The organism is Belnapia moabensis DSM 16746 (assembly GCF_000745835.1).
Classification (GTDB): Bacteria; Pseudomonadota; Alphaproteobacteria; order Acetobacterales; family Acetobacteraceae; genus Belnapia; species Belnapia moabensis.
In genome coordinates, this window is the sequence record NZ_JQKB01000011.1 from 74,999 (window position 1) to 101,494 (window position 26,496).

The window sequence follows — 26,496 nt, forward strand, 5'->3', positions numbered from 1 at the left end:
CCCTCACCCCTGCTCCCATGCCTTGACAGGAAAGCCAGGCGGGCGCAACTGGACGTAACGGATAACCTACTGAAAAACAAGGAACCTTTGAACAGTTGAAGACCTGTTCAGCCATCCGTGCGGGATTGGCCGCATGCTGAGGCGGCCGCCCGAGGATCTCAGCCTGGCCGAGATGCATGCCAGCGTCCGCATCCCCAATGCCGCGGGGTGGCTGCGGCGGCTCGGCGCCTTCGTGGGACCGGGCTACCTCATCGCCGTCGGCTACATGGACCCCGGTAACTGGGCGACCGCGCTCGCCGGCGGCTCGGCCTTCGGCTACACGCTGCTCGCGGTGGCGCTGGCCTCCTCGCTGATGGCGATGCTGCTGCAGGCGCTCTGCGCCCGGATCGGCATCGCGACGGGGCGGGACCTGGCGCAGCTTTGCCGCGACCGCTTCCCCCGGCCGGTGAACCTGGTGCTCTGGGCGCTGGCGGAGGTCGCCATTTGCGCCACCGACCTCGCCGAGCTGATCGGCACGGCGATCGCCCTCAACCTGCTCTTCGGCATCCCGCTGCTGGCCGGAGTGGTGCTGACGGCGCTCGATGCGCTGCTGATCCTCTGGCTGCAGCACCGGGGCGTGCGCTGGCTGGAGGCGCTGGTGGCGGGGCTGATGTTCCTCGTCTTCGGCTGCTTCGCGGCGCAGATGGTGCTCGCCCAGCCGGACTGGGCGGCGGTCTTCGCCGGCTATGTGCCGAGCGCCTCGATCGTCACCGACGAGCGGCAGCTCTACATCGCCATCGGCATCCTCGGGGCGACGGTGATGCCGCACAACCTCTACCTGCATACGGCGGTGGTGCAGTCGCGGGCCTATGGCGACGGGGTGGCGGACCGGCGCGAGGCGATCCGCTTCGCCACCATCGACAGCTCGGTGGCACTGACGCTGGCCCTGCTGGTCAACTCGGCGATCCTCATCACCGCGGCGGCGGTCTTCCATGCCGGGGGGCGGACCGAGGTGGCGGAGATCCAGGAGGCCCATGAGCTGCTGGCGCCGATGGTCGGCACGGCGATGGCGGCCACCCTCTTCGCCGTGGCGCTGCTGGCTTGCGGGCTGAACGCGACCGTCACCGCGACGCTGGCCGGGCAGGTGGTGATGGAGGGCTTCCTCGGCCTGCGCATGCCGCCGGTGCTGCGGCGGCTGGTGACGCGGCTGATCGCCATCGTCCCGGCGATCATCGTCACCTGGCTCTATGGCGAAAGCGGGACGGCGGAGCTGCTGGTCTTTTCCCAGGTGGTGCTTTGCCTGCAACTGCCCTTCGCCGTGATACCGTTGATGCTCTTCGCCGGGGATAAGACGCGGCTCGGGCCGCAGGCGGCGCCGCGCTGGCAGGTGGTGCTGGGCTGGGCGAGCACGGTCGTCATCGTGGCGATGAACCTGAAGCTGCTCTGGGACTTCGCCGGGTAGGGCGAATTCCTGATCGGATTGGTTTGCCCGACCGGGCAATGGGTCGAGGCGGGGCCTGTGAGCCGGCGCGAACGGAGCCCGGCCCGGCTGCTCAGCCGCGGTGGCGCAGCGCCTCGACGAGCAGGGCGAAGGCCGGTGTCGGCTGGCGTCGGCTCGGGTAGTAGAGGTGGTAGCCGGGAAAGGGCGGGCACCAGTCCTCCAGCACCCGGACCAGCCGTCCCTCCGCGATCGGCGCCTGCACCTGGTCCTCGAAGATGCAGGCGAGGCCGAGGCCGGCCAGCGCGGCCTTGACGAGAAGCGGAGCGGTGTTGACCACCAGCGGCCCGTCCACCCGGACCCGCACCTCCCGCCGGTCCTGCTCCAGCTCCCAGGCATAGAGGCCGCCGAGGGTCGGCAGGCGCAGGTTGATGCAGGCATGCCCGGTGAGGTCCTGCGGCGTCGTCGGCCTGCCTCGTTGGGCGAGATAGGCGGGGGTGCCGACCACGGCCATGCGCAGGTCCGGCCCGATGCGCACCGAGACCATGTCCTGCGCCACCTGCTCGCCGAGGCGGATTCCGGCATCGTACCGGCCGGCCACGATGTCGGTCAGGCTGTTATCGACATCGATCTCGACCTTGATGTCCGGGTAGCCGGGCAGCAGGCGCTCGAGGACGGGCCAGAGCAGCGTCTCGGCCGCATGCTCGCCGGCCGTGATGCGGATGGTGCCGGCGGGCGTCTCGCGTAGGGCGGTGAGGGCGGCCAGCGTCCGGTCGATGGCGTCGAAGGCCGGGCCGAGCGTGCCGAGCAGGCGCTCGCCCGCCTCGGTCGGCGCGACGCTGCGGGTGGTGCGGGTCAGCAGGCGGAGGCCGAGGCGTTCCTCGAGCCCGCGGATGGCGTGGCTCAGCGCCGATGGCGACAGGCCTAGCCGCGCGGCGGCGCGGGTGAAGCTCCGCTCCCGTGCCACGGCGAGGAAGGCGTGCAGGTCGTGGACGCTGTCCCGCGGCATTGATGAACCTGGCTCATGACCTCATGCCGCTTTTGCCAGCTAATCGGGGGTAATCCCAGCGCCTAGCTTCCCGATCGACGCATGATGAGGAGACAGGTGGTGGAGATCAGGCGCGCGGGCTCGCAGCCCTCCGGCAAGGGGCCGGCCGAGTGGTTCACCGGCACGGTACGGATCGACCCGCTGTTCAGCCCGCCCGACCCGGCGCGGGTGGCGGGTGCCCTCGTCACCTTCGAGCCGGGGGCACGGACCGCCTGGCATACGCATCCGCTCGGCCAAACGCTGATCGTCACCGCGGGCTGCGGCCGGGTGCAGCGCGAGGGCGGCCCGGTGGAGGAGATCCGGCCGGGCGACGTGGTGTGGTTCCCGCCCGGCGAGCGGCATTGGCACGGCGCCGCGCCGGCGACGGCGATGAGCCATATCGCCATCCAGGAGAAGCTCGACGGCAGCGCCGTCACCTGGATGGAGCAGGTCAGCGACGAGCAGTACGGAGCCTAGGGCGATGACGCAGCGAGACGGGACCCTGGCGGGGAAGGTCGCCTTCGTGACCGGGGCGGCGAACGGCATCGGGCGGGCCACGGCGCTGGCCTTCGCCCGCGAGGGCGCCAGCGTGGCGGTCACCGATGTGGCGGATGAGGGCAACCGGGAGACGGCTCGGATGATCGAGGCGCTCGGCGGCCGGGCGCTCGCCCTCCGCTGCGACGTGGCGCGGGCGGCGGATATCGAAGCCGCCCTCGCCGCGGCGGCCGAGGCCTTCGGGCGGGTCGACATCGCCTTCAACAATGCCGGAATCGAGCAGCCGATCCGGGCGACGGCGGAGATCGGCGAGGAGGAGTGGGACAGGATCCACCGCATCGACCTCCGCGGCGTGTTTCTCTGCATGAAGCACGAGATCGCGCTGATGCTGCGGCAGGGGGGCGGTGCGATCGTCAACACCTCATCCGGTGCGGGGGTGAAGGGCTTCGCGGGACAGGCGGCCTATGTGGCGGCGAAGCACGGCGTCATCGGGCTGACGAAGTCGGCGGCGCTCGACTATGCAGCGTCGGGAATCCGGGTGAATGCGGTCTGCCCCGGCATCATCGACACGCCGATGATGCAGCGCTTCGCCGGCGGCACGGAAGCGGGGCAGCAGAGGGTGATTGCGCAGGAGCCGGTCGGGCGGATGGGCCGGCCGGAGGAGATCGCCGAGGCGGTGCTCTGGCTGTGCTCGGATGCGGCGGGCTTCGTGACCGGGCTCGCCATGGTGGTCGATGGCGGGCAGACGGTGGGCTGACGGCGGTGGGCGGCGGCGGTTAGCCTGCCGCCCATGCGCTGGCTCCTGCTCTGCCTGATCCTCCTCGCCGGCCCGGCCCGGGCGCAGGACGACCCGTGGACGGCGTGCCGGCGCGCCATCGCCGCCGCCGAGCGCGGCTCCGGCCTGCCGCCGGGGCTGCTGCTGGCGATCGCGCTGGTCGAGACCGGGCGGGGCGATGCGCGGACTGGCCGCTTCGAGCCCTGGCCCTGGAGCTGGAATGCCGCGGGCGAGGGTCATGCCGAGCCGACGCGGGAGGCGGCCGTCGCCGCGGTGTCGGGCCTGCTGGCGAGGGGGCAGCGCTCGGTCGATATCGGCTGCATGCAGGTGAACCTGTTCTACCATCCGGAGGCCTTCCCTGGCGTGGCGGAGGGGTTCGATCCGGCGACGAATGTGCGCTACGCGGTGCGCTTCCTGCTGGAGCTGCGGGGGCGGACGGGGAATTGGGCGGAGGCCATTGCGCAATACCACTCGGCCGACCCGGAGCGCAGGGCGGGGTATCAGCGGCGGGTGGTTCTGGCGCGGCTCGGGGCAGCCTGGGCGAAGGGGGGCAGCGTCCCCCTCCCCGCCCGCAGCCTGGCCGGGCTCTGCGCGCCGGGGCGGCAGCCGGCGCTCGTCATCCGGCGGGGCGGTGGCGGGGTGAGGCCGAGGGTCGCCTGCGGCCGGGGTTGATCCGGCGTCAGGTCGAGGCCAGGCGCTCCGGGCCGAATTGTGCCTCGTGCAGCGAGCGGTAGGCGCCCCGGCCGGCGAGCAGCTCGGCATGGGTGCCCTGCTCGGCGATCCCCTCCCCGGTCACGACCAGGATGCGGTCCGCCCCGCGGATGGTCGCCAGGCGATGGGCGATGATGAAGGTGGTGCGGCCCTCGGCTAGCTCGGCGAGCGAGGCCTGGATGGCGCGTTCCGTCTCGGTGTCGAGGGCGCTGGTCGCCTCGTCGAGGATGAGGACAGGCGGGTTGCGCAGGAAGACGCGGGCGATGGCGAGGCGCTGCTTCTGGCCACCGGAGAGGCGGACGCCGCGCTCGCCGACCGGGGTGTCGAGCCCCTGGGGCAGCTCGGCGATGAGCCCGTCGAGCCGGGCGCGGCGGGCGGCCTCGGCGATGGCGGCGTCGGAGGCGCCGAGGCAGCCATAGGCGATGTTCTCTCGAATGGTCCCGGCGAAGAGGAAGACATCCTGCTGCACGATGCCGATCTGGCCGCGCAGGCTGGCGAGGGTGATGTCGCGGATGTCGATGCCGTCGATGGTGATGCGGCCGCTCCAAGGCTCGTAGAAGCGCGGGAGCAAGGAGCAGAGCGTCGTCTTCCCAGCGCCGGAGGGGCCGACCAGCGCGACCGTCGTGCCGGGCGCGACGTCGAGGTCGATGCCGCAGAGCACGGGACGGCCGGGGGCGTAGCCGAAGGTCACGCCCTCGTAGCGGATGGCGCCGCGGAGGCCGGGGGCCGGGCGGGCGCCGGGGCGGTCGGCGATCTCGGCCGGCTGTGCCATCAGTTCCAGGTAGCTGCGGAAGCCGGCGATGCCCTTCGGGTAGGTCTCGATCACCGCGTTGATCTTCTCGAGCGGCCGGTAGAAGACGCCCACCAGCAGCAGGAACGCGACGAAATCGCCGACCGACAGCGCGCCGCGGGTGATCAGCACCGCGCCGGCGAGCATGACGGCGAGCTGGACCAGGCGCATGCCGAGGTAGTTGAGCGTCTGGCTCGCCGCCATGATGCGGTAGGCGTCGAGCTTGGTGCGGCGGTAGCGGTCGTTGTCGGCGGCGAAGAGGGCGCGCTCATGCGCCTCGTTGGCGAAGGCCTTGACCACGCGGATGCCGCCGACGGCCTCCTCGATCCGGGCGTTGAAGGCGCCGACCCGGCCAAATTGCGCCTGCCAGTTCCGCGTCATCCGCCCGCCGTAGCGCGCGACCACCAGGCCCACCGCCGGGACGATCAGCGCCGTCAGCAGGGCGAGCACCGGGTTGACCCAGAGCATCAGGGCGAAGGCGCCGAGGAAGGTCAGCAGCGCGATCAGCAGGTCTTCCGGACCGTGATGCGCGACCTCGCCGATATCCTCGAGGTTCTTGGTGAGCTGGCCGACCAGATGGCCGGTCTTGCCCTGGTCGAAGAAGCGGTGGGAGAGGCTCAGCAGGTGGTCGAAGGCGCGGCGGCGCAGCTCCGTCTCGATGGCGATGCCGAGCACATGGCCCCAATAAGTGACAATCGCCATCAGCGCGGCATTCGCCGCATAGACCGAGAGCAGCGCCAGCACGGCCAGCAGGATCAGTTGCATATCGCCGACCGGGAGCAGCCGGTCGATGAAGGCGCGCACGGCGATGGGGAAGCCGAGCTCCAGCATGCCCGAGAGGGCAGCGCAGCCGAAGTCGAGCGCCACTAGCCGGAGATGCGGCCGGTAGCAGGCGAGGAACTGACGCAGCATGGGCGGGCCTCAGCCCTGGTTCGGCACCCGCACCAGGGTGAAGAGGCCGAAGGGCGGGCAGGACTCGATCTCGGCGGCCTGGTGCGGGTCGTCCAGCAGGTCGGTCAGGGCGAAGTCCGGGTGCCAGCCGAGCACGCGGGAGAGCGGCGCCAAGGTCCGCTCGGCCCACCAGCGGAGACCGCCTTCCGCTGCAAAATGGTTGACGAAGAGCAACTCGCCGCCAGGGCGGACGACGCGGCGCATCTCGCGGAACAGGCGACGGGCATCGGGCACCACGGTCGCGGTGAACATGGCGACGGCGATGTCGAAGCTGCCATCCTCGAAGGCCATGGACTCGGCATCCATCTCGAGCAGGCCGGTGACGTTGCCGAGGCGCTCCTTGGCGACGCGGTCGCGGGCGCGGCGGAGCATGTCGCTCGAGAGGTCGATGCCGACGACCTGCTTGCGCTTTTCGTAGAGCGGCAGGGCGAGGCCGGTGCCGACGCCGACCTCCAGCACCCGGTCGCCCGGCAGGCGGTTGGCGGCAGCAACGGCGCGACGGCGGCCGGCGCCGGAGACGCCGCCGAAGACCTCGTCGTAGACGCCAGCCCAGCGGCGATAGGCGTCGCGCACCGCGCCGGCGTCCAGCGCCGCCCGCGGATGCGGGTCGCGGTCGATCTGCTTGTGGTGGGGCTGTTCCAGCCTGGCGTGAGAAATGACCCGGCTCTCCTCGGTCGAGGCCCATGCGCTAGACCAAGCGCGACTGGGACGCAAGCGGGGGCCGGGGTCGAAGGTTCCGGATGAAACCTCTGTTGATCGATCAAGCCGGCTTCCGATCCGGCAGGGCAACCAGGATGCCGCCCAGGGCGATGACCACGCCGCCGAGCAGGGTCCAGCCATCCGGCCAGTCGCCGAAGACGAGGATACCGGAGAGGCTCGCCCAGAGCAGCTGGGTATAGGAGAGCGGCGCCAGCAGGCTGACCGGGGCGCGAGCGTAGGCCAGCACCAGCAGCCCGTGGCCGAGCGCACCGAACAGGCCGAGCAGCATCAGCAACGGCCAGTCGAGGGCGGGCGGCCAGATCCAGAAGAAGGGTTGGACCAGCGTCGTCACCACGCAGCCGGCGAAGCCGGTATGCAGGATGGTGGTGCGCGGGTCGTCGATCGAGGCCAGCTTGCGCGTCAGGATCTGGTAGACGGCGAACATGCAGGCGGTGCCGAGCGGCAGGATGGCGGCCCAGTGCGGCGGCTCGGCGCCGGTGAGAAAGGGTGGGCGGAGCGCCACCATCACACCCCCGAGGCCGATGGCGACGCCGGCCCAGCGCCGCGCGCTCACCCGCTCGCGCAGCCAGAGGGCGGCGAGCGCCACGGTCAGCAGGGGCGAGGCGAAGCCGATGGCGGTCGCATCCGCGAGCGGCAGGTAGGGCAGCGCCGAGGAGAACATGAGGTTGGCGCCCGCCAGCATCAGGCTGCGCGCGGCCTGCATCCCCGGCGCGCGGGAGCGCCAGGGCAGCCGTCCCATCGTCAGGCGGAAGAGCAGGGCGACGGCGATCAGGCTGAAGAGGAAGCGGGCCCACATCAGCTGCGGCACGGCGTAGAAGGCGGTCATCACCTTCAGCAGCGTGTCCATGCAGACGAAGACGGCGAGGGCCGCGACCTGCAGGAGAAGCCCGGCGAGCCAGCCACTCATCGGCTGGCGATTAGGATGAACATTTCGTCAGGATCGCTGGGCAGGGCTCGCTTGGCAACCATCCCGAGCCCTGACGCGGCTTTGCCGCGGCAGGGATGCAAGACGCGGGGCCGTGGGCGCCCTCACCGGGGCCCCCGCGGCAACGCGAAGCATTGTCGTGGGGAGTTTACGCCGCATCCTCGCGCCGGTCGCGGGCCTTCACATAGGCGACGGAGGCATGCTCCTGGCAGTAGGGCTTGCCGGTCAGCGCATCGCCCGAGCAGAAGCGGAATTCCGGCGTGCCCGGCTCGCCGAGCGGCCAGCAGCAGGTCCGCGCCGAGACGCGCTGGAAGGGGCGCACCACGGCGGCAGGCGGGGAGGCCGGCTGCTCCAGGCGGCGGAGCGGCGCGGCGTCACGGACCGGTGGAGTGGTGCGGCGTGGCTGCGCGGCGCGTTCGCCATCGGCTTCGGCCTCGCGGCGGATGGGGCTCGGTCGGGCATCAAGGTTGAGGCGATGGGCCTTGCCAACGACCGCGTTCTTGGAGATGCCCATGCGCCGGCCGATCTCGGCGGTGGAGTGACCCTCCGCCCAATAGGCGCGGAGTTGGTCGATAGCCTCTGCCGTCCACTCCATGTGGTTCTCCCCTAGCCCGGCCTACCAGATATGGTCGTCTACTAGATACGGTAGGATATCGCGCAGGGGCACCACAAGTTCTGGCCGGTCGTCGCGCCTGTGAATCCTGTGGAAAAGCGTCGTTTCGGCCTCAACCGGCGAGCGCATGCCACAGAAGAGGCAGCAAAAGGGCGCTGGCGAGGGCGTTCAGCCCCATCGCCAGGCCGCTGAAAGCCCCCGCGGCGGCGCTGACCGAGAGCGCCCGGGCGGTGCCGATGCCATGCGATGCAGTCCCCATGGCGAGTCCCCTCGCCCGCATATCCTCGACTCGCGCCAGATTCAGGACCAGGGGGCCGAGCGCTGCGCCGGTGATGCCGCTGGCGATGACGAGGGCGGCCGTCAGCGAGGGCAGGCCGCCGATCCGCTCGGCGATTCCCATGGCGACCGGCGTCGTGACGGAGCGCGGGGCGAGGGAGGCGACGACCTCCGGCGCGGCACCCAGGGCAAGTGCGATGCCGACCCCGACGGCGGCGGCGAAGAGGCCGCCGGTGATGACGGAGAGGGCGGCGAGCAGGGCAGAGCGGCGGACGGCCTCCCACTGCCGGTGCAGCGGCACGGCCAGCGCGACGGTCGCGGGGCCCAGGAGGAAGTGGACGAATTGGGCGCCCTCGAAATAGCTGCGGTAGTCGATGCCGCTCAGCAGCAGCCCGGCGGCGAGGATCAGCACGGCAAAGAGCACCGGATTGGCCAGCGGATGCCGCCGGCAGAGGCGTTGCAGCCGGAGCGCGCCGATCCAGGCGAGCAACGTGGCGGTGAGCGCCGCCAGCGGCTCCCGCGCCAGGTAGACCCAGATCTCGCCGAGCTCGCTCATCGGCCGCGCAGCAGGCGCTGGGCGAGGCGGCCGGTGAAGGCGATCGCGGCAAGCGTCCCGGCCAGGACGCCGAGGGTGAGCGGGGGCCAGTCGCGTGCCAGGACGGGCAGATAGAGCATCACCCCGACGCCGGCCGGGACGAAGAGCAGGCCGAGATTGCCGAGCAGCGCATCGGCCGTGGCGTGCAGGGCGGGCGGGGCCTCGCGGCCGCGCAGCAGCAGGCCCGTGAAGAGCAGCGCCATGCCGATCACCGGGCCGGGGACGGGCAGGTGCAGGGCCCGGGCGAGGACTTCGCCGGCGAGCTGGCAGGAGAGCAACGTGGTGAGGGGGCCGATCATGCGCGGCGCCCTCCGTCCGGCAGCGGGGTCATGGCGGCGGGGTTCCTTGGCGCCGCCATGATCCGCCCTGCCCTACTGAAGGTCTACGGTGACCAAGTCCTGGAACCAGGATTGGGCGCTGACGAAGCCGCGCACGCGGCGCGACATCGCTCGTGGGTTGAGGTCGTGGACGATGTAGAGCCAGGGCGGGTTGTCCACCAGCCGCTCATGCGCCTTCGCATAGGCGGCGTCGTAGGCGGCGGGGTCGCGGGCATTCTCGAGGGCGGCGAAGGCCTCCTCGAATTGCGGGTCGGTCCATTGGCCCCAGTTGAAGCCGTTGGGCGGGATGAAGGCCTGGAGGAAGTAGCGCGCCGCCACCGCCGGGTCGGAGGAGGGCGAGGAGGGGTTGACCGAGGTGGAGCCGTTCAGGATGGGCGCATCGGGGGCCTGGCGCACCGCGGTCAGCAGAGTGTTCCACTCAGTCACCTCGAAGGAGACCTCGACGCCGCAGGCCTCCTTCAGAGCCTGCTGCATGTACTCGTTCATCGGCAGAGGCAGCATCTGGCCGGAGCCGCTGGCCGAGATCATCACCTTGAAGCGCAGCGGGTTCTGCGCGGTGAAGCCGGCGGCCGCAAGAAGCGCCCTGCCCTTCGCCGGGTCGAAGCCGTAGCGGTTCTGTGGCGTGCCGAAATGCGGGTCGGAGGGTTTCAGCCAGCCGACCGAGGGCTCGGCGGTGCCGTTCAGCAGCTCGACGAGGCCGGCGCGGTCGACGCAGTAGTTGAGGCCCTGGCGGACGCGGACGTCGCGGAAAGGCGTGGTGGTTCCGCCCGTCTGGAAAAACCAGGGCCAGACATGGGGGTAGCTGTTGGTGACGACCTGGAAGCCGGCCTGCTTCAGGCTCGGGATGGCATCCGGCGGCGGCACCTCGATCCAGTCCACCTGGCCGGAGCGGAGGGCTGCGAGGCGGGAATTCGCCTCCGGGATGGGCAGCAGCAGCACGCGGGCGAGCTTCGGGACGCGGGCATGGTCCCAGTAGTCGGCGTTCTTCGACAGCTCGGCCGAGACGCGGGGGGTGAAGCGCGAGAGGCGGAAGGGCCCGGTGCCCGCCGGCGGCAGCGCCGCGACCTTGGCCCAGTCACGGCCGCCCTGCTCGAAGCTCTGCGGACTCATCATCAGGATGTAGACCGCCATGTAGGGAAAGTAGCTGGCGACCCGCGTCGTGGTGATGGCGACGGTGAAGTCGTCGATCTTGCGATAGCTCGCCAGGATCGGGATGCGGGCGCGGGTGATGCCGCTGCCGGCCGGGTCGAATTGCGGGCTGTCCTGCTTCCAGAAGCGGTCGAGTGTCCAGATCACGCTGTCGGCGGTGAAGGGCGTGCCGTCATGGAACTTCACCCCGCGGCGGAGGTGGAAGACCCAGGTCTTCGGGTCGGCCGGGTCCTGCTCGTAGCGCTCGGCGAGGCCGGGGCGAAGCGTCGCCGGCTGGTCGGCGCGGGAGAGGTCCCAGAGGACCAGCCCTTCGAAGGCGGGATAGCCGAGGAAGCGGACCCCCTCGAAGCCGTTGTTCGGCGCGCCGGTCGTGGTCGGCACGTCGGCGGCAGTCATGGCGATGCGGAGCACCTTCGGCTGCTGCGCATCGCCCGGCGAGGCGCCGAGCAGGCCGGCGAGGGCGAGCGCCCCGATCAGTCCCAGTCTTTTCATGCGTGGTCCCATCCCCGGATTGGTTCGGCCTTGGGGATGCAAGCGGCGTGCAAGCGCCAGGGACCGGGGCGCAGCCGGGTGGTGCCGCGGCTCCTGCCTAGAACCGCGGCACCGGGCGCCTCACTGCACGTCCACGCGCGTGAGGTCCTGGTACCAGGACTGCGCGCTGACGAAGCCGCGCACGCGCCGGGTCATGGCGCGCGGGTTGAGGTCGTGGACGATGTAGAGCCAGGGGGCGCCGTCCACGAGGCGCTCATGCGCGCGGCGCAAGGCGGCGCGGATGCGCTCCGGGTCGCGCTCGGTCTCGACCGCGGCGAAGGCGGCGTCGAACTCGGCGTCGCGCCAGTGGCCGGCATTGGAGCCGACCGGCGTCGCGTTGGAGGAGAGGAACCAGCGCGCCATCTGCGACGCGTCGGAGGAGACGAGGCTGATATTCAGCGCATCGGCGCCAAGCCATTGCGACGCGCTGGGCTCGGCGCGGAGGCCGGCGAGCAAGGTGTTCCACTCGACCACCTGGAAGCCGATCTCGACGCCGCAATTCTCGCGCAGGCTTTGCTGGAGGTATTCGTTCATCGGCAACGGCAGCATCTGGCCGGAGCCGCTAGTGGAGATGCCGATGGTGAGCTTCAGCGGCCGCTGCGGGCCGTAGCCGGCCTCGGCCAGCAACGCGCGGCCGCGGGTGGCGTCCAGCCGGTAGCGGTTCTGCGGCTGGCCGAAGAGCGGGTCGTTCGGCTTGTAGAAGCCGACCGAGGGCTCGGCCGTGCCGTTGAGCAAGGTCGTCATGCCGTCGCGGTCGAAGCAGTAGTTGAGCGCCTGGCGGACGCGCACATCGGCGGTCGGGCTGCCCGGCTTGCCGGCGGCGAAGACCCAGGGCCAGACATGCGGGTAGGAATTGGTGATCACCTGGAAGCCGCCGGAGCGCAGCGAGGGGATGGCATCCGGCGGCGGCACCTCGATCCAGTCCACCTGGCCGGACCGCAGCGCGGCGAGGCGGGTATTCGCCTCCGGCATGGGCAGCAGGAGGATGCGGTCGAGGCGCGGCCTGCGGTCCGGGTTCCAGTAGGCGTCGTTGCGCGAGAGCTCGGCCGACTGGCGCGGGACGAAGCGGCTGATGCGGAAGGGGCCGGTGCCGGCGGCGCCGGCGCTCGCCACCTTGGACCAGTCGCGGCCATTCGCCTCCCAGCTCTGGGGCGAGGTGAAGAGAATCCAGGTGAGGAGATAGGGCAGGTAGGAGACGGGGCGCGAGGTCTCGAGCTCGACCGTGCCGCCGTCGATCTTGCGGTAGCCCGTCATGATGGAGACGCGGCCGCGGGCGAGCGCGGCGCCGGCGGCATCGAATTGCGGGCTGTCGTTGCGGTAGAAGCGGTCGAGGTTCCAGATCACCGCATCGGCGTTGAAGGGCGTGCCGTCATGGAAGGTGACGCCCTGGCGCAGGGTGAAGCGCCATTTGCGCGGATCGGCGGCATCCTGCTCCCAGGCGGTGGCGAGGCCGGGGCGAATATCGGCCGGCTTGTCGGCGCTGGTGAGGTCCCAGTCGACCAGCGGCTCGAAGACCGGGAAGCCGAGGAAGCGCATGCCCTCTGAACCGTTGTTCGGCATGCCGGAGGTGGTCGGCACGTCGGAGGCGGTCATGGCGATGCGCAGCACCTTCTGCTGCGCGGCGGCAGGAAGCGGCAGGGCGAGGGCGGCTGCGAGGGCAAGGGGGATGGCGAGGCGCAAGGCGGACTACTCCGATGGATGCCTCCCCTGTCCTTGCAAGGATCGTGCTCAGCGGGGCCGCTGCAGCAGCTCGACCATCACCCCCTCCGGCCCACGGACGAAAGCGAGGCGGAAGGCGCCGGCGGTGAGCGGGCCGATGGCGATGTCGGCGCCGAGGCGGCGCAGGTGCTCGCAGGCGGCGTCCACGTCATCGACGCCGAGGCCGATATGCTCGAGCCCGAGATGCAGGAAGCCGGGAGCGGGCTCGGCCGGGAAATCCGGGTTGGAGGGGGCGATGAGCAAAAGCTGGCCGTCGAGGGTCAGCTCGTAGCGGCCGTCGCGGCCCTCGGGACGGCATTCGGCGCCGAAGAGGGTGGTGAAGAAGCGCGCCATCGCCGCCGGGTCGCGGGCGCGGAGATGGATGTGGTCGTAGCGGAAGCGGGGCGTGGCCATGGCGGGAGTATAGCGCCCCCTCGCCTTCCCCGCGCGCCGGTGCTACCCCGCGCGGCATGAACCGTCCCTCTGGTCGCGCGCCCGATGCGCTCCGCTCCGTCATCCTCGAGCCCAATGTCGCCCGGTATGCCGAGGGCTCCTGCCGCATCCGCATGGGCAATACCGAGGTGCTCTGCACCGCGAGCATCGAGAGCCGGGTACCGCCCTTCCTGCGCGGCACTGGCCAGGGCTGGGTGACGGCCGAGTACGGGATGCTGCCCCGGGCGACCCATACCCGCTCCGACCGCGAGGCGGCGCGGGGCAAGCAGTCCGGCCGGACGCAGGAGATCCAGCGGCTGATCGGCCGCAGCTTGCGGGCGGTGACCGACCTCAAGGCTATGGGCGAGATGTCCATCACCGTCGATTGCGACGTGCTGACGGCCGATGGCGGCACGCGCTGCGCCAGCATCACCGGCGGCTGGGTGGCGCTGCACCTCGCCTTCCGCCATGCCATGAAGATGAATGTCATCGGCACCGTGCCGCTGCGCGACCAGGTGGCGGCGGTGTCCTGCGGCATCTGGCAGGGCACGCCGGTGCTCGACCTCGACTATGACGAGGACAGCAAGGCGCAGACGGATGCCAATTTCGTCCTCACCGGCAAGGGCGGCATGGTCGAGGTGCAGGGCACGGCAGAGGGCGAGCCTTTCTCCGAGGCGGAGCTGCTGGCGCTGCTGAAGCTGGCGCGGCAGGGGACGGATGAGCTGTTCAAGCGGCAGCGCGCGGCGGTCGGCATTGGCTAGGCGCCTGGAGCGTGGGCGGCTGGTGATCGCCACCCATAACGAGGGGAAGCGACGCGAGGTCGCCGAGTTGCTGGCGCCCTACGGCATGGATGTCGTGGCGGCCGGGGCGCTTGGGCTGCCAGTGCCGGAGGAAACCGAGGACAGCTTCCTCGGCAATGCTCGCATCAAGGCGCTGGCGGCGGCTCGGGCGACGGGGCTGCCGGCGCTGGCCGATGACAGCGGCTTCTCAGTCGCCGCGCTCGGCGGCGATCCGGGGGTGAGGACGGCGGACTGGGCCGAGCTGCCGGGCGGCGGGCGGGACTATGCGATGGCGATGGCAAAGGTCGCCGCGCTGGCCGCGCCCTTCCCCGACCGTCATGCCTGGTTCTCCTGTGCCCTGGTGCTGGCCTGGCCGGATGGGCACAGCGAGGGCTTCCTCGGCGAGGTGCATGGCACCTGGGTGCATCCGCCGCGTGGCGAGCGGGGCTTCGGCTACGACCCGATGTTCCTCCCCGAGGGCGGCCCAGGGGGAAGTACCGAGACATTCGGCGAGATGGAGCCGGCGGCGAAGCACGCCATCAGCCACCGGGCGCGGGCCTTCGCCCTGCTGCGCGAGGCCTGCCTCACGGCCTAGGCCTCCCGGCGACTTTGGTGGTTTCCCCTTGCGGTTCTTTCGCCCCGCGGCCGCCATGCTTCAGCGCATCGGCAGGGCGTAGACGAGGCCGCCCTGGGTCCAGAGCCGGTTGGGGCCGCGGGGCAGGTCGATATTCGTCTCGGGGCCGAAGGAGCGGTCGTAGACCTCGCCGTAATTCCCCAGGGCACGCACCACATTGTAGGCCCAGTTGCGGTCGAGCTTCAGCGCCTCGCCGAGCTCGGGCGTGACGCCGAGCAGGCGGCGGGTGTTGGGGCTCGGGCTGGTGCGACGCATCTCCTCCGCATTCACCTGCGTCACGCCCTGTTCCTCCGCCTCGATCAGGGCGGTGGTGTACCAGCGCACGACGTCGAACCATTGCTGGTCATCGCGGCGGATATAGGCGCCGTAGGGCTCCTTGCTGAAACGCTCGGGCAGGATGGTCCATTCGGCGGGCTTCGCCATGGTGGAGCGCACGCCGGCGAGCTGCGAGGCGTCGGTGCCGAAGCTGTCGCAGCGGCCGGCCTGGAGCGCCGCCGTCGCCTGGTCGGTGCGCTCGAAGAGCAGCGGACGGAAGGGCGTGTCGATGCTGCGGAAGTAGTCGGCCGTCACCTGCTCGTTGGTCGTGCCCTGGACGAGGCAGATGGTGGCGTCGCGCATCTCGGCCACCTTCTGCACCGAGTTGGCGCGGACGATGAAGCCGTGGCCGTCGTAGAAATAGGTGACGACATGGCGCAGGCCGAGCGTCACGTCGCGCAGCATGGTCTGGGTGCTGGTGCGGAAGAGCACATCAACCTCGCCGGCGCCGAGCGCGGTGAAGCGCGTCGAGGAGGAGAGCGGGACGAAGCGGACCTTGGCCGCGTCGTTGAAGATGGCGACGGCGAGGCCGCGGCAGAGATCGACATCCATGCCCTGCCAGACGCCGCGGCTGTCCGGCAGGCCGAAGCCGGCGACGCCGGTGCCGATGCCGCAGACGAGCTGGCCGCGCGCCTTGATCGCCTCCAGCGTCTGCTGGGCGCGGGCGGTGGTGGTGCTGGCGAGCGCGCAAGCGAATGCGGCCGCGGCGATGATGCCTCGTGTCAGCATGTTGGTTTGGCCTGCCCTGTTTGAACCTGGCGGCGATGCTCGCGGTTACGCCTTCGGCATGTCAACGCGATGCGGCAGGCGAATCAGGGCGCCCGGACAGCGTTTGCTTCATTTGCGGGCAGGATGCGCCCATCTTCCATCGCGACGATGCGGTCGGCGATGTCGAGGATGCGCGGGTCATGCGTCACCATCAGGATCGGCACGCCACGGCGGCGGGCGAGGTCGCGCAGCAGGCGGACGACATCGCCGCCCGATTGGCGGTCGAGCGCTGCGGTCGGCTCGTCGGCGAGGATGAGGCCGGGCTGGCCGGCGAGCGCACGGGCGACGGCGACGCGCTGGCGCTGGCCGCCGGAGAGCTGGTCCGGGCGGCTCTCGCATTTCTCGGCGAGGCCGACGGCGGCGAGCATCTCGCCGGCACGGGCAAGGCGCTGGCGCTCGGTGGTGGCGGGGTCGAGCTCGAGGGCCATCGCCACATTCTGCCGGGCGGTGAGGAAGCCGAGCAGGTTGTGCTGCTGGAAGATGAAGCCGATGCGGCGCCGGAGCGCAGTGCGCTCGCGCTCCGAGGCGCCGGCGAGTTCCTGGCCGAGCACGGTGGCGCTGCCTTGCTGCAGGGCGCGGAGGGCGCCGATCAGCGTCAGCAGCGTGGTCTTGCCGCTGCCCGAGGGGCCGGTGAGCAGCACCACCTCGCCCGGGGCGACGCTGAGATCGACGTCGCGCAGGACGGGGCGGGCGAGGTCGCCAGTGCCGTAGGCGTAGGTGACGCCGCGGAGGGCGACGGGGGGTGTCGCCATCAGAACATGTCGGCCGGGTTGGCGTCGCGGAGCTTGCGCATGGCGAGCAGGCCAGCGATGCCGCACATGGTAAAGATCATGGCGAAGACGCTAAGCGCGCGCGAGGCGTCCATCTCGAGCGGCAGGAAGGTCCCCTTCCCCACCACATCGTAAAGCAGCGTCGAGAGCGCGAGGCCGGGGAGGAAGCCGAGCACGGCGAGGATCAGCGCCGCCGAGAGCACGGCGCGGCGGAGGAAGCCGTTGGAGTAGCCGATGGCCTTCAGCGTGGCGTATTCGCGCAGGTGGCTGGCGATGTCGCTGAAGAGGATCTGGTAGACGATGACCATGCCGACGACGAGGCCCATCAGGCTGCCGAAGGCGAAGATGAAGCCGATCGGCGTTGCCGTCTCCCAGTAGTTGCGCTCATGCGCGACGAGCTGGGGCTGGCTCATCACCATGACGTCGCCGGGGAGCAAGGCGCGGAGGCGGGCGACGGCGGCATCGCGGTCGGCGCCGGGGCGCAGCTTGATCGCGACGAGATCGACCTGGCTCGCCTGGCGCTCCTTCATGATGCGGCGGAAATTCAGCTCCGACATGACGACATTGCCGTCGGCGCCGAAGGAGGGGCCGATCTCGACCAAGCCGGCGACCTCCATCTGCCGGTTGCCGACCTGGACCTGGAAGGGACCGCGCTCCGCCAGCAGGCGGGGCACGGGGCCGAATTCGGGGCGGGAGCGTCGGTCGAAGGCCATGGTGTCGGGGCGCTTCAGCGTCTCGATCAGCGGGGCGAGGCCAGGGAAGTCCATCACCCCGGATTCGGTGTCGAAGCCGACGAGCTGGACGGGGCGGCGGGTGCCGTCCTCCGGGTTCCGCCAGGTCGCCTGGGCCAGGTAGACGGGGACGGCGGCCTGCACCTCGGGCAGCGCCATGGCCTGGCTGGCGCGGATGCGGGGGAGCATCTCCGGCTTGAAGCTCACCGTGGTCAGCGGGTGCATCAGGAAGATGTCGGCGCGCATCGCCGAAAGCAGCGCCGTTGCGCTGTCGAAGAGGGCAGAGCGGAAGCCGAGCTGCATGAAGACCAGCACGCAGGCGAAGAGCACGCCGGCGATGGCCGAGGCCAGGCGGGCACGCTCGGCGCGGAGCTGGCGCCAGGCGAGGCGCAGCGGCAGCCAGAGCGCGCCGAGGACCGGCGTGGAGCGCGGCGGCGGCGGGGGCGCGGCGGCGGCGGGGGCGCCGGTGAGCTCGGGCGCCCAGGGCAGCAGGGTGGCCTCGGCCGTCGGCACGGTGCGGGGAACGGCATTCATGGCTGGATGGAGACCTGCACCTGCATGCCGGCGCGGCGCTCGAGCGCGGCACGCCCCTCGGGCGAGAGGGTGAGGCGGACCTCGACGGTGCGGGCATCGACGGCGGCCACGGGGTCCGTGCCGGCCTGGGTGGTGCGGCGGACGAGCCAGCCGATCTCGCGCAGCTCGGCCGGGTAGCGCCGCGGGTCGCCGGGGACGATGACCTCGGCGGGGGCGCCCTGGCGGAGGCGGGGGACATCCGTCTCATAGACATCGGCGACGACGTCGAGGCGGGTGAGGTCGGCCATGTCGAGCAGGCCGTCGCCGCCGACCTGGTCGCCGGGGCGGGCGTAGATCTTCAGGATGGTGCCGGCGATGGGGGCCGTCACGCGCGAAAGGGTGGCATCGGCCCGGGCCTTGGCCAGCGCGGCCTCGGCGGCCTGGAGTTCGGCCTCGGCGACGGCGAGGTCCTCGGGGCGGGGGACCAAGAGGCGTTGCAGGGTCGCCTCGGCCTCGGCGCGCTCGGCGGCGGTACGGGCGGCGGCGAAGCGGGCGCGCTCGGCCGGCGCCGCGCCGCCGGCGCCGGAGGGAACCAGCGCCTCGGCCCGCTCGGCGTCGCGGCGGGCGCTCGATTCGGCATAGCGGAGGGCGTCGATGCGGGCGCGCTGGGCGGCGACCTCCTCCGGGCGGCCGGCGGCGCGGATACGGGCCAGCTCCGCACGGGATTGGGCGAGTTGCGCCTCGGCCTGGGCGATGGCGGCCTCCTTCTGCGCCAGGTCGCCGAATTCGGCGATGAGCTGGCCGGCCTCGACCCGGTCGCCCTCGGCGACCAACAGGCGGTCGAGGCGGGTGACGGCCATGCCGCCCGGCGGGTTGAGCCGGCGGATGCGGCTGGCGGGCTCGACGCGGCCGAGGGCGCCGACACCGGGGGGCGGCAAGGGCGCGGCCTCGGCGGGGGCGATGGGGGCGACCTCGCGTGCCCCGTATTGGACCCAGGCGAGGCCGGCCGCGGTCAGGGCCACCAGCATCAGGCCGAAGAGGACCGCGCGGCGCTTCACTGGGAGGGCGCCTCGGGGTCCAGCAGGGCCTGGAATTCCACCTCGTCGAGCACGTCGAAGGCGAGCAACGCGCTGTCCGACGGGTCGCCGCGCAGGCATTCGCCGATCAGGCCGAAGAGACTGGGCATGGTGGGGTGATACTGCGTGCCGGCGGCGGCGCCGGCGGCCAGCATGGTGAGGAAGGCACCGGCGAGGGCGGTGGGGAGCTTCATGGCAGAGCCTCCTCGATCAGGCGGGAGAGGGTGGCGTGCATGGCGTCCATCTCCTCCGGCGTAGCGGTGTAGGTGCCGAAGATACGCGCCATGAAAAGCCCATCCCCCGCGGCCATGACGAGGCCGCCGATGCCGGGGGGAAGGCCGTCCGCCGCGACCTGGCGGCGCATCCCGGCGACGACGGCGCGGACCGGGTCGAGCAGCGCCGGGTCATGGTGGAAGGTGGCGAGGAAGACGGCGGCGGCACGGTCGCAGCGCTCCGTCATCTCCTCGGGCATCGCGCCCATCCCCTGGCCGAAGCCCCAGGCGAGCATGGCGCGGGCGACGCGGCCGGGGCCTTCCGGCTGGGCGGCGACGCCGGCGGCGAAATCCTCCTCGATGAAGGCGGCCATGCGGGCGATGAGGCCGGTGAGCAGCGCCTCCTTGGAGGCGAAATGGTAGAGCAGCCCGCCCTTGGAGACGCCGGCGAGGCGGGCGGCAGCCTCCAGAGTGAGACCGGCGACGCCCTTGGCGCGGACCAGGGCCTCGGCCGCGTCGAGGACGCGGGTGCGGGCATCGATAGGGTTGGTTGATCCATCCGGCATGGTGACAACACTATACCGGCTGGACGGTTCGTCAAGAAAACCGTCCGGCCGGTACAGTCACACTGGCGTCACCCCTGACGCGTCAGTTCGGCCAGCGGCGATGCAGCCAGAGCCACTCGGCCGGGCGCGCCGTGATCCAGGCAGAGAGGCGATCGTTGATGGCGGTCGTCAGCGCCAGGATCTGTGCCTGGCGGTCCTCGCCGGGCGGGACCGGGAGCGGCGGCTCCACAATCAGGCGGAAGCGGCAGGGGCCGAGGCGCTCGACATGGCCGGGGATGATCGGGCAGCCGAAGCGGAGCGCCAGCTGGGCGGGCGCCGGGGCGGTCATCGCCGGCAGGCCGAGCAGCGGGACGGCGATGCCGTCGTTCAGCTTCTGGTCGGCGAGCATGCCGAGGACGCCGCCCTGCGAGAGGTAGCGCAGCGCGGCGCGGGCGCCGGTGGAGCCTTTCGGGAAGAGCGGCAGGGGGTCGCCGGCCACGGCCTCGGCGCGGCAGGCGGCGATGAGGGCATCGACCTCGGCATTGTCGGCGGCGCGGTAGACGCTGCCCATGCGGATGCCCAGGGTGGCGAGCGCCGGGGGCAGCACCTCCCAATTGCCGATATGGCCGGAGACGAGGATGGCGGGGCCGCCCCGCTCCGCGATGGGCTCGAGGTGCTCCCTCCCCTCCATCTCCCATTCCAGCGCCGGGATATGCGCCAGCTCGGCGGCGGTGCGGCCGAGATTGTCCCACATGGCGCGCACCACGCGGTTGCGCTCGGCCGCGGGCAGGGATGGCAATGCGCGGGCCAGGTTGCGGCGGGCGGTGCGGGTGACGGGCAGGACGGGGCCGATGGTCCGCGCCAGCCAGCCGCCGAAGTCGGAGGCGCGGCGCGGCCCGAGCCGGCGCGAGAGGCCGAGCAGCAGCCGGGCGGCTGCGGTTTCGATCCGGTGCTGGAAGCGCGCCATGTCAGGCCGGGATCGGCACCCGCTGGGCGAGCGGATCGAGCAGCGCCTCGATCGCCGCCGTGTCCTCCCATTCCAGGCCGATATTCACCACCGTCACCCGGCTGCGGAAGGCGGCCGGGATGCGGACGAAGTCCTTGCGGGTGGTGACGGGGATGGCGCGCAGCCGGTCGGCCTCGGCCAGGATCTCGCGCATGTCGCCCTCGTCGAAGGGGTAGTGGTCGGCGAAGGGGGCGCGGCCGGCGACGACGGCGCCGATCTCGGCCAGGGTTGCGAAGAACTTCTTCGGGTTGCCGATGCCGCAGAAGGCATGGACCGGCTGGCCGGCCAGCATCGACGCCTCCGGCGCCGGGCGCTGATGGGCGCGGAGGATGCGGGTGCCGGGGGGTAAGACGCTGGCCGCATCGGCTTCGTCCTCGCCGATGATGATGGCGGCGCGGCAGCGGGCAGCGGCGGCGGCGACCGGCTCGCGCAGCGGCCCGGAGGGAATGATGCGGTTGTTGCCGAAGCCGAAATTGCCGTCGACGATGAGGAAGGAGAGGTCCTTCTCCAGCGTCGGGTTCTGCAGCCCGTCATCCATGATGATGGCCTGGGCCCCGGCGGCGATGGCGGCGCGGGCGCCGGCGGCGCGGTCGGCCGAGATCCACGCCGGGCGCTCGGCGGCGAGCAGCAGGGCCTCGTCGCCAACCGCTTGGCTGTCATGTAGGGCGGGGTCGACGCGGACGGGTCCCTTCAGCTTGCCGCCATAGCCGCGGAGGAGGAAATGCACGGCGATGCCGCGATTGGCCAGGCGCTGGCCGAGATCGAGCGAGACGGTGGTCTTGCCGGCGCCGCCCGCAGTGGCGTTGCCGCAGCAGATCACCGGCACCGGAGCCTGCCAGCCGGGCTTCGCCATGCGCCGCGCCGTTGCCGCGCCATAGAAGGCGGCGATGGGCGAAAGCAGCAGCGGCAGCAGGCCGGAGCCGTCGCCGCCCCAGAAATCCGGGGCGCGCATCAGGCGGTCATCGCATCAATGGGCATCGGGCGTCGATCGGTCCTCGTCCCTGGCCTGTGGCATGAGGTGCAGCAGCGCCTTGGCCACCTCGTCCGGCAGGGTGGCAGCCGGCGCGATGGCGGCGGCGGCGGCGTCTGCCAGATTTCGGCCATGATCCGGGTTGGATAGCACGGTGCGGATGGCTCCGGCCAGCGCCCCCGGCTCGGGTGGGATGACCAGGCGAACACCGCCGGCGGCCAGCAACCGGGCGGCGATATCGGCGAAATTGGCGGTGTTGGGGCCGAGCAGGATGGGGCAGCCGAGCCGGGCCGGCTCCAGCGGGTTTTGCCCGCCATGGGGTACGAGGGAGCCGCCGACCAGGGCGAGCCGGGCCAGGCGGTAGAGGAGGCCCAATTCGCCGAGCGTATCGGCGATGTAGATGGCCGTCTCCGGGCCGGGGAGCGCGCCGGTGCTGCGGCGGAGGGTGGGGAGGGTGCCGGCCTCGGTGGCGAGGGCAGCGCCGCGTTCCGGGTGGCGCGGGGCAAGGATGGTCAGCAAGCCGGGGAATTCCGGGGCGAGAAGGCGGTGGGCGGCGATCAGCATCGCCTCCTCTCCCGGATGGGTCGCGGCGCCGAGCACGACCGGGCGCGGGCCGATGGCGGCCTGCAGGGCGGCGAGGGCGGCCGGATCGGCGGGGAGCGGAGGCGCGGCCTCCTTCAGGTTGCCGGGAGCACGGACCTCGCGGGCGCCGAGGGCGGCGAAGCGGGCGGCATCGGCGGGGCCCTGCGCCAGGACGAGGGTGAAGGCGGCCATCAGCTCCCGCCCCAACGCCGGGGCAAGGCGCCAGCGGGCGGCGGAGCGGGCCGAGAGGCGGCCGTTGATGAGTACCAGCGGGATACGGCGGGCCCGGGCGGCGCGGATGAGGTTCGGCCAGAGCTCCGATTCGACGAGGCCGGCGGCGTCGGGGCGCCATGCATCGAGGAAGCTGGCGACCCAGGCGGGAACGTCGAGCGGGATGAAGCGGTGGATCACCTGGCTGCGAAGCGCGGGGGAGAGGCGCCGGTCGAGCAGGGTAGCGCTGGTGACGGTACCGGTGGTCAGCAGGATGGTCAGCGCCGGGGCGCGGGCGGTGAGCGCATCGAGCACGGGCAGCAGCGAGAGCGTCTCGCCGATGCTGGCGGCGTGCAGCCAGAGCAGAGGCCCCGGCGGGCGGGCGGCGCCGAGGCCGCGGCGCTCCGGCAGGCGGGCGGCGAGTTCCTTGCCGCGACGCTGGCGGAGGCGCAGCCAAGCCGGCAGCAGCGGGGCGGCGAGCGTCGCGCCGCAATGCCATGCGAAACTGGCCAGGCTCATCCGGCGGCGACCCAGGCATCGGCCGCGTCGCAGGCAGCGGTGAGCGCGGCCTCGATGGCCGGCAGCGCGTCGAGCGGGGTGGCGCGCTCCACCGCGACGGGCGGGCCCATCACCAGGACGCCGCGGGCGAAGGGGAGCGGCAGCACCATCCGGTCCCAGCTGCCGAGGATGCGGGCGCGGCTGGTGCGGGCGGCGCAGGGCAGGACGGGGATGCCGGCCAGCGCCGCCAGCTGGGCGACGCCGGGGGCGGCGCTGCGCCGCGGGCCACGTGGGCCGTCCGGGGTGATGACGACCATGTCCCCCTCCCCCAGCACCCGCAGCAGCCTGCGCATCCCAGCAGCGCCGCCGCGCGAGGTGGAGGCATGCACCAGCTCCAGCCGGAAGCGGCGGACGATGTCGCCGATGAAGCGGCCGTCGCGGTGGCGAGAGACCAGCACATGGGCGCGGACGGCGGCGAGGCGTGGCTCGGCAGCGCGGGCGCGCAGCCAGAGCATCGGCATCATCGGCAGGCGCTCATGCCAGAAGGCGGCAAGGATGGGACGGCCAGTATCGCCGAGGGCGGCTGCCAGGTGGGGCTCGCCCAGCAGGGTCCAGCGCGTGGTGCGGAAGACCAAGGCGAGGTAGAGGCCGAGCGCCTTGGCGAGAGCCGCCTGGGTGGTGGGATGCCGGATCAGGCGGCGGAGCATGGCGGGCGGGGCATGGCGCCCGCCGCCCTAGCACGCCCCATGCGGAGCCGGAATAGGGTGGCCAGCCTTAGGCGAAGACGCTCTTCCGGCGGAGCGCCAGAACGGCGGCGGCAAGGCCGCTGGTCAGCGAGACGAGGCCGAGGACCGGCGCGGCGAGCAGGACCGCCGAGGCGGCGGCGGTTCCGAGGGCGAGGCCGACGGCGGCGAGGCCACCGACAGCGGCAATGACGGCCAGGAAGCAGAGCGGAATCATGAGTGGCCTCCGGCGAATGGGACAAAGTCTGCCATGGTTATGCCATGATTTGGTCCCAGCCGGCCACAATTACGATTGTGCCGCCACCCCTAACCGGAATGGCGGCACCGTTGTGACAGAAGAGTGAAGGTTGTCAGCCGGTCTGCTGGATGGCCGAGAGCATCCAGGGGCCGCCCTGCACCCGCATGAAGGTCCAGACTTCCGTCGCCTCCGTGCGGCGGTTCGGGTCGCCCTCGACCACCACGCCGTCGCTGACCCGGCGGGTCACGTCGATCATCGAGAAGCGCATGGCGACCGTGGCGAACTCCCGGCTGCCCTCGCGCCAGGCCTCGGCGAGGTCACCCTGCTCCAGCTTCACGTCGCGGGTCTCGTTGCGGAGGCCGCGGCGGTCGAGATCGGCCAGGTCGTCGCCGAAGTAGCGCATCATCTCGGGCGTGGCGACGGCGCGCATCCCGGCTTCGTCATGGTTGTTCCAGGCCGCGTTGATGCGCTGGAGGGCCGATTCGAAAGCCTGGAAATCGGCCGGCGTGACCTGGATGGCGGCGGAAGGCGCGCCGCCGGCACCGCCCATTGGCTGCGGGCCGTTCATCGCCTCGCGGGCCATGCCCTGGGGCATGCCAGCCATGGCCGGCTGCGGCTGACGGCGACGGATGAAGCCCATCACCAGCCGGACCAGGAGGAAGATCAGCCCGATCTGCAGCAGCAGGCCAACGATGGAGCCAAGGCCGGTGAAGCCGGCGAACAGGCCGTTGCCGAAGAGCAGGCCGCCGAGGCCGACGCCGATCAGGCCGCCCATCATCGCTGCCATGAAGGGAGAGCGGGAGAAGAAGCCGCCGGCCGGGTTGGGCTGGCCAATCGGCGGGCGGGTAGCCTGCTGGCCCGCGGTCGCAGCCGGGCGGCCGGCATCCATCGAGCGCTCCATCGGCCGGGCGGCATTGGGCGCCGTGTTGGTGGCCGGCGGAGCGCTGTAGGTGCGGCTGCCGCGACTGCCCGTCGAGGTGCCGCCACCCGGCCGGGCATCCGCGAGCGCGGGGGCCAGCGCCAGGACGGCGGCGGCGAGGAAGAGGGCGGGGCGACGCATCAGGACCGAATCTCCGTGTTTCTGAATTATCGGCAATATAGGGAGGCGCATCGCCAATTGCATCATCCGCCTGCCATGGTCAGGCCCTCAACGCGCACGGTCGGGCTGTCGGTGCCGCGGCGGAATTCCAGGTCGTCGGCCGGCGTCATGTGGAGCAGCATGTCTTTCACGTTGCCGGCGATGGTGACCTCGGAAACCGGCTCGGCCAGCGCCCCATCGCGGATCATGAAGCCGGCGGCGCCGCGGCTGTAGTCGCCGGTGACGCCGTTGACGCCCATGCCGATCAGCTCGGTGACGTAGAGCCCCTCCCGGATATCGGCCATCAGCGCAGTCGGCGTCAGGCTGCCGGGCGCGAGGTAGAGGTTGGTCGGCGCCGGGCCGGGCGGGCCGCCGGTGCCGCGGCTGGCATGGCCGGTCGAGGCCATGCCGAGCTGGCGGGCGCTGCGCCAGTCGAGGATCCAGGTGGTGAGCACCCCGTCCTCGACGATGCTGCGGCGGATGCCCTGCATCCCCTCGCCGTCGAAGGGCCGGCTGCGGAAGCCGCGGCGGCGGGTCGGGTCGTCGATCACCGAGACGCCGGGGGCCATGACCCGTTGGCCGAGCCGGTCGCGGAGGAAGCTGGTGCCCCGCGCCACGGCGGCGCCGTTGATGGCGCCCGCCAGATGACCGAGCAGCGAGGTGGCCACGCGCGGGTCGTAGACCACGGGGATGCGAGCGGTCTTCGGCCGGGTCGGGTTGAGGCGGGCGACGGCCTTCTCCCCGGCGCGGCGGCCGATGGCGGCGGCATCCTCAAGGTCGGCGAGGAAGACGGCGCTGGCATAGTCGTAGTCGCGCTCCATCCCCGTCCCCTGCCCCGCCAGCGCGGTTGCCGAGATCGAATGGCTGGTGCGGGCATACTCGCCGGCGAAGCCGTTGCTGGCCGCGAGCGCGATGGTGTAGCGGGAGAAGCCGGCATCGGCGCCTTCCGAATTGGTCACGCCCTGGATGGCGAGCGCGGCATCCTCGGCGGCGGCGCAGCGAGCGATGAGGTCCTCGGCGCTGGGCTCGGACGGGTCCTCCAGCTCGAGGGCCGAGGCGATCAGCCCGTCCGGCGCCTCGGGCAGGCCGGCGAAGGGGTCTTCCGGCACGACCTTCGCCATGGCGACGGCGCGCTCGGCCAGGGCCTGGAAGCCGCGCGGCGAGGGGTCGGTGGAGGCGACGATGGCCTGGCGCTGGCCGAGGAAAACGCGAAGGCCGAGGTCGAAGCCCTCGGCGCGTTCCAATTGCTCGATCTTGCCGAGGCGGCGCTGGACGGAGAGCGAGGCGGAGGCGACCAGCAGCGCATCCGCGGCGTCGGCGCCGGCGCGTCGAGCGGCGGCGACCAGGTCCTGGAGGAGTTCGGCATGAGAGGTCATGCCGGCACC

The 26,496-nt window shown here is 71.9% G+C and carries 29 protein-coding genes; 6 read left to right on the forward strand and 23 right to left on the reverse strand.

Annotated features, from left to right (window positions below; genetic code table 11):
- Positions 1-133: 133 nt before the first annotated feature.
- Positions 134-1,441 (forward strand): Nramp family divalent metal transporter, encoded by a 1,308-nt coding sequence (locus EP26_RS09580; protein WP_043338075.1) that lies wholly within the window; start codon positions 134-136, stop codon positions 1,439-1,441.
- A gap of 91 nt (positions 1,442-1,532) precedes the next feature.
- Here the strand turns inward: EP26_RS09580 and EP26_RS09585 are convergent, their stop codons facing one another.
- Positions 1,533-2,426, reverse strand: a complete 894-nt coding sequence (locus EP26_RS09585; protein ID WP_043338076.1) for a LysR family transcriptional regulator — start codon at positions 2,424-2,426, stop codon at positions 1,533-1,535.
- 99 nt (positions 2,427-2,525) lie between these two features.
- Here EP26_RS09585 and EP26_RS09590 point away from each other — a divergent pair, with 99 nt between their 5' ends.
- The 3 genes from EP26_RS09590 to EP26_RS09600 are packed head-to-tail and all read left to right on the forward strand — an operon-like array spanning position 2,526 to position 4,386.
- On the forward strand, positions 2,526-2,921 hold the full coding sequence (locus EP26_RS09590) for a (R)-mandelonitrile lyase (RefSeq protein ID WP_043338078.1): 396 nt from the start codon (positions 2,526-2,528) through the stop codon (positions 2,919-2,921).
- A gap of 4 nt (positions 2,922-2,925) precedes the next feature.
- Positions 2,926-3,696, forward strand: coding sequence for a glucose 1-dehydrogenase (locus EP26_RS09595; RefSeq protein ID WP_043338079.1), 771 nt, complete (start codon positions 2,926-2,928; stop codon positions 3,694-3,696).
- A 33-nt stretch (positions 3,697-3,729) separates the two neighbouring features.
- On the forward strand, positions 3,730-4,386 hold the full coding sequence (locus tag EP26_RS09600; RefSeq protein WP_052388995.1) for a lytic transglycosylase domain-containing protein: 657 nt from the start codon (positions 3,730-3,732) through the stop codon (positions 4,384-4,386).
- Between the two features lie 7 nt (positions 4,387-4,393).
- On the opposite strand, the gene EP26_RS09605 is transcribed toward EP26_RS09600, so the two are convergent.
- From EP26_RS09605 to EP26_RS09645, 9 genes are all read right to left on the reverse strand, one after another.
- Entirely contained in the window at positions 4,394-6,127 is a 1,734-nt protein-coding gene (locus EP26_RS09605; RefSeq protein ID WP_043338081.1) for an ABC transporter ATP-binding protein, read from the reverse strand.
- Between the two features lie 9 nt (positions 6,128-6,136).
- Positions 6,137-6,823 carry a class I SAM-dependent methyltransferase gene (locus EP26_RS09610; RefSeq protein ID WP_408735095.1) on the reverse strand — a complete coding sequence of 229 codons (687 nt, stop codon included), beginning with the start codon at positions 6,821-6,823 and terminating at the stop codon, positions 6,137-6,139.
- Between the two features lie 103 nt (positions 6,824-6,926).
- Positions 6,927-7,793 carry a DMT family transporter gene (locus EP26_RS09615; RefSeq protein ID WP_043338082.1) on the reverse strand — a complete coding sequence of 289 codons (867 nt, stop codon included), beginning with the start codon at positions 7,791-7,793 and terminating at the stop codon, positions 6,927-6,929.
- A gap of 166 nt (positions 7,794-7,959) precedes the next feature.
- A complete protein-coding gene (locus EP26_RS09620; protein WP_043338085.1) occupies positions 7,960-8,406 on the reverse strand; it encodes a GcrA family cell cycle regulator in 447 nt (148 codons plus the stop codon).
- Between the two features lie 130 nt (positions 8,407-8,536).
- Positions 8,537-9,256, reverse strand: a complete 720-nt coding sequence (locus EP26_RS09625; RefSeq protein WP_043338087.1) for an LrgB family protein — start codon at positions 9,254-9,256, stop codon at positions 8,537-8,539.
- Complete coding sequence (locus EP26_RS09630; protein ID WP_043338088.1) at positions 9,253-9,594, reverse strand: CidA/LrgA family protein; 342 nt, start codon at positions 9,592-9,594, stop codon at positions 9,253-9,255. Before EP26_RS09630 ends, EP26_RS09625 begins: the two co-directional genes overlap by 4 nt.
- A gap of 72 nt (positions 9,595-9,666) precedes the next feature.
- Positions 9,667-11,274 (reverse strand): ABC transporter substrate-binding protein, encoded by a 1,608-nt coding sequence (locus tag EP26_RS09635; protein WP_157033469.1) that lies wholly within the window; start codon positions 11,272-11,274, stop codon positions 9,667-9,669.
- 120 nt (positions 11,275-11,394) lie between these two features.
- On the reverse strand, positions 11,395-12,993 hold the full coding sequence (locus EP26_RS09640; protein WP_043338092.1) for an ABC transporter substrate-binding protein: 1,599 nt from the start codon (positions 12,991-12,993) through the stop codon (positions 11,395-11,397).
- Positions 12,994-13,041: 48 nt separating this feature from the next.
- Positions 13,042-13,425, reverse strand: coding sequence for a VOC family protein (locus EP26_RS09645; RefSeq protein WP_043338093.1), 384 nt, complete (start codon positions 13,423-13,425; stop codon positions 13,042-13,044).
- A gap of 56 nt (positions 13,426-13,481) precedes the next feature.
- Between EP26_RS09645 and rph the strand changes: the two genes are divergently transcribed.
- Positions 13,482-14,204, forward strand: coding sequence for a ribonuclease PH (gene rph / locus EP26_RS09650; protein WP_043338095.1), 723 nt, complete (start codon positions 13,482-13,484; stop codon positions 14,202-14,204).
- Entirely contained in the window at positions 14,197-14,817 is a 621-nt protein-coding gene (locus tag EP26_RS09655; RefSeq protein ID WP_456303870.1) for a non-canonical purine NTP pyrophosphatase, read from the forward strand. Before rph ends, EP26_RS09655 begins: the two co-directional genes overlap by 8 nt.
- 60 nt (positions 14,818-14,877) lie before the next feature.
- Here EP26_RS09655 and EP26_RS09660 read toward each other — a convergent pair whose 3' ends face one another.
- The 13 genes from EP26_RS09660 to EP26_RS09720 form a co-directional block, all read right to left on the reverse strand.
- Entirely contained in the window at positions 14,878-15,900 is a 1,023-nt protein-coding gene (locus EP26_RS09660; protein WP_043338098.1) for an amino acid ABC transporter substrate-binding protein, read from the reverse strand.
- An 83-nt stretch (positions 15,901-15,983) separates the two neighbouring features.
- Entirely contained in the window at positions 15,984-16,691 is a 708-nt protein-coding gene (locus tag EP26_RS09665; RefSeq protein WP_043338099.1) for an ATP-binding cassette domain-containing protein, read from the reverse strand.
- Entirely contained in the window at positions 16,691-17,974 is a 1,284-nt protein-coding gene (gene devC / locus EP26_RS09670; protein ID WP_084112423.1) for an ABC transporter permease DevC, read from the reverse strand. The genes EP26_RS09665 and devC overlap by 1 nt, the downstream gene beginning before the upstream one ends.
- Positions 17,971-19,011, reverse strand: a complete 1,041-nt coding sequence (locus tag EP26_RS09675) for an efflux RND transporter periplasmic adaptor subunit (protein WP_043338100.1) — start codon at positions 19,009-19,011, stop codon at positions 17,971-17,973. Before EP26_RS09675 ends, devC begins: the two co-directional genes overlap by 4 nt.
- A complete protein-coding gene (locus EP26_RS09680) occupies positions 19,008-19,223 on the reverse strand; it encodes a hypothetical protein (RefSeq protein ID WP_043338101.1) in 216 nt (71 codons plus the stop codon). The genes EP26_RS09675 and EP26_RS09680 overlap by 4 nt, the downstream gene beginning before the upstream one ends.
- Positions 19,220-19,807: a TetR/AcrR family transcriptional regulator gene (locus EP26_RS09685; protein WP_043338102.1), complete on the reverse strand. Its 588-nt coding sequence runs from the start codon at positions 19,805-19,807 to the stop codon at positions 19,220-19,222. Before EP26_RS09685 ends, EP26_RS09680 begins: the two co-directional genes overlap by 4 nt.
- Positions 19,808-19,889: 82 nt before the next feature.
- Positions 19,890-20,753 (reverse strand): lysophospholipid acyltransferase family protein, encoded by an 864-nt coding sequence (locus EP26_RS09690; protein WP_043338105.1) that lies wholly within the window; start codon positions 20,751-20,753, stop codon positions 19,890-19,892.
- Position 20,754: 1 nt separating this feature from the next.
- A complete protein-coding gene (lpxK, locus tag EP26_RS09695) occupies positions 20,755-21,744 on the reverse strand; it encodes a tetraacyldisaccharide 4'-kinase (protein WP_043338106.1) in 990 nt (329 codons plus the stop codon).
- Between the two features lie 15 nt (positions 21,745-21,759).
- On the reverse strand, positions 21,760-23,073 hold the full coding sequence (locus EP26_RS09700) for a 3-deoxy-D-manno-octulosonic acid transferase (protein ID WP_052388996.1): 1,314 nt from the start codon (positions 23,071-23,073) through the stop codon (positions 21,760-21,762).
- A complete protein-coding gene (locus tag EP26_RS09705; RefSeq protein WP_043338107.1) occupies positions 23,070-23,759 on the reverse strand; it encodes a lysophospholipid acyltransferase family protein in 690 nt (229 codons plus the stop codon). Before EP26_RS09705 ends, EP26_RS09700 begins: the two co-directional genes overlap by 4 nt.
- A gap of 67 nt (positions 23,760-23,826) precedes the next feature.
- Positions 23,827-24,012 (reverse strand): hypothetical protein, encoded by a 186-nt coding sequence (locus EP26_RS09710; protein WP_043338108.1) that lies wholly within the window; start codon positions 24,010-24,012, stop codon positions 23,827-23,829.
- A 133-nt stretch (positions 24,013-24,145) separates the two neighbouring features.
- The gene (locus EP26_RS09715; RefSeq protein ID WP_043338109.1) at positions 24,146-25,093 is read right to left on the reverse strand and encodes a Tim44 domain-containing protein; all 948 of its coding nucleotides are present in this window, start codon (positions 25,091-25,093) and stop codon (positions 24,146-24,148) included.
- A 62-nt stretch (positions 25,094-25,155) separates the two neighbouring features.
- Positions 25,156-26,487, reverse strand: coding sequence for a TldD/PmbA family protein (locus EP26_RS09720; protein WP_043338110.1), 1,332 nt, complete (start codon positions 26,485-26,487; stop codon positions 25,156-25,158).
- Between the last annotated feature and the right edge of the window lie 9 nt (positions 26,488-26,496).

Excerpts from the sequence above, each read along its gene's own strand:
- EP26_RS09580 (WP_043338075.1), top strand. The coding sequence starts at position 134 with ATGCTGAGGCGGCCGCCCGAGGATCTCAGCCTGGCCGAGATGCATGCC.
- EP26_RS09585 (WP_043338076.1), bottom strand. The coding sequence starts at position 2,426 with ATGCCGCGGGACAGCGTCCACGACCTGCACGCCTTCCTCGCCGTGGCA.
- EP26_RS09595 (WP_043338079.1), top strand. The coding sequence starts at position 2,926 with ATGACGCAGCGAGACGGGACCCTGGCGGGGAAGGTCGCCTTCGTGACC.
- EP26_RS09600 (WP_052388995.1), top strand. The coding sequence starts at position 3,730 with ATGCGCTGGCTCCTGCTCTGCCTGATCCTCCTCGCCGGCCCGGCCCGG.
- EP26_RS09605 (WP_043338081.1), bottom strand. The coding sequence starts at position 6,127 with ATGCTGCGTCAGTTCCTCGCCTGCTACCGGCCGCATCTCCGGCTAGTG.
- EP26_RS09615 (WP_043338082.1), bottom strand. The coding sequence starts at position 7,793 with ATGAGTGGCTGGCTCGCCGGGCTTCTCCTGCAGGTCGCGGCCCTCGCC.
- EP26_RS09620 (WP_043338085.1), bottom strand. The coding sequence starts at position 8,406 with ATGGAGTGGACGGCAGAGGCTATCGACCAACTCCGCGCCTATTGGGCG.
- EP26_RS09625 (WP_043338087.1), bottom strand. The coding sequence starts at position 9,256 with ATGAGCGAGCTCGGCGAGATCTGGGTCTACCTGGCGCGGGAGCCGCTG.
- EP26_RS09630 (WP_043338088.1), bottom strand. The coding sequence starts at position 9,594 with ATGATCGGCCCCCTCACCACGTTGCTCTCCTGCCAGCTCGCCGGCGAA.
- EP26_RS09635 (WP_157033469.1), bottom strand. The coding sequence starts at position 11,274 with ATGAAAAGACTGGGACTGATCGGGGCGCTCGCCCTCGCCGGCCTGCTC.
- EP26_RS09645 (WP_043338093.1), bottom strand. The coding sequence starts at position 13,425 with ATGGCCACGCCCCGCTTCCGCTACGACCACATCCATCTCCGCGCCCGC.
- rph (WP_043338095.1), top strand. The coding sequence starts at position 13,482 with ATGAACCGTCCCTCTGGTCGCGCGCCCGATGCGCTCCGCTCCGTCATC.
- EP26_RS09660 (WP_043338098.1), bottom strand. The coding sequence starts at position 15,900 with ATGCTGACACGAGGCATCATCGCCGCGGCCGCATTCGCTTGCGCGCTC.
- EP26_RS09665 (WP_043338099.1), bottom strand. The coding sequence starts at position 16,691 with ATGGCGACACCCCCCGTCGCCCTCCGCGGCGTCACCTACGCCTACGGC.
- devC (WP_084112423.1), bottom strand. The coding sequence starts at position 17,974 with ATGAATGCCGTTCCCCGCACCGTGCCGACGGCCGAGGCCACCCTGCTG.
- EP26_RS09680 (WP_043338101.1), bottom strand. The coding sequence starts at position 19,223 with ATGAAGCTCCCCACCGCCCTCGCCGGTGCCTTCCTCACCATGCTGGCC.
- EP26_RS09685 (WP_043338102.1), bottom strand. The coding sequence starts at position 19,807 with ATGCCGGATGGATCAACCAACCCTATCGATGCCCGCACCCGCGTCCTC.
- EP26_RS09690 (WP_043338105.1), bottom strand. The coding sequence starts at position 20,753 with ATGGCGCGCTTCCAGCACCGGATCGAAACCGCAGCCGCCCGGCTGCTG.
- lpxK (WP_043338106.1), bottom strand. The coding sequence starts at position 21,744 with ATGCGCGCCCCGGATTTCTGGGGCGGCGACGGCTCCGGCCTGCTGCCG.
- EP26_RS09700 (WP_052388996.1), bottom strand. The coding sequence starts at position 23,073 with ATGAGCCTGGCCAGTTTCGCATGGCATTGCGGCGCGACGCTCGCCGCC.
- EP26_RS09705 (WP_043338107.1), bottom strand. The coding sequence starts at position 23,759 with ATGCTCCGCCGCCTGATCCGGCATCCCACCACCCAGGCGGCTCTCGCC.
- EP26_RS09710 (WP_043338108.1), bottom strand. The coding sequence starts at position 24,012 with ATGATTCCGCTCTGCTTCCTGGCCGTCATTGCCGCTGTCGGTGGCCTC.
- EP26_RS09715 (WP_043338109.1), bottom strand. The coding sequence starts at position 25,093 with ATGCGTCGCCCCGCCCTCTTCCTCGCCGCCGCCGTCCTGGCGCTGGCC.
- EP26_RS09720 (WP_043338110.1), bottom strand. The coding sequence starts at position 26,487 with ATGACCTCTCATGCCGAACTCCTCCAGGACCTGGTCGCCGCCGCTCGA.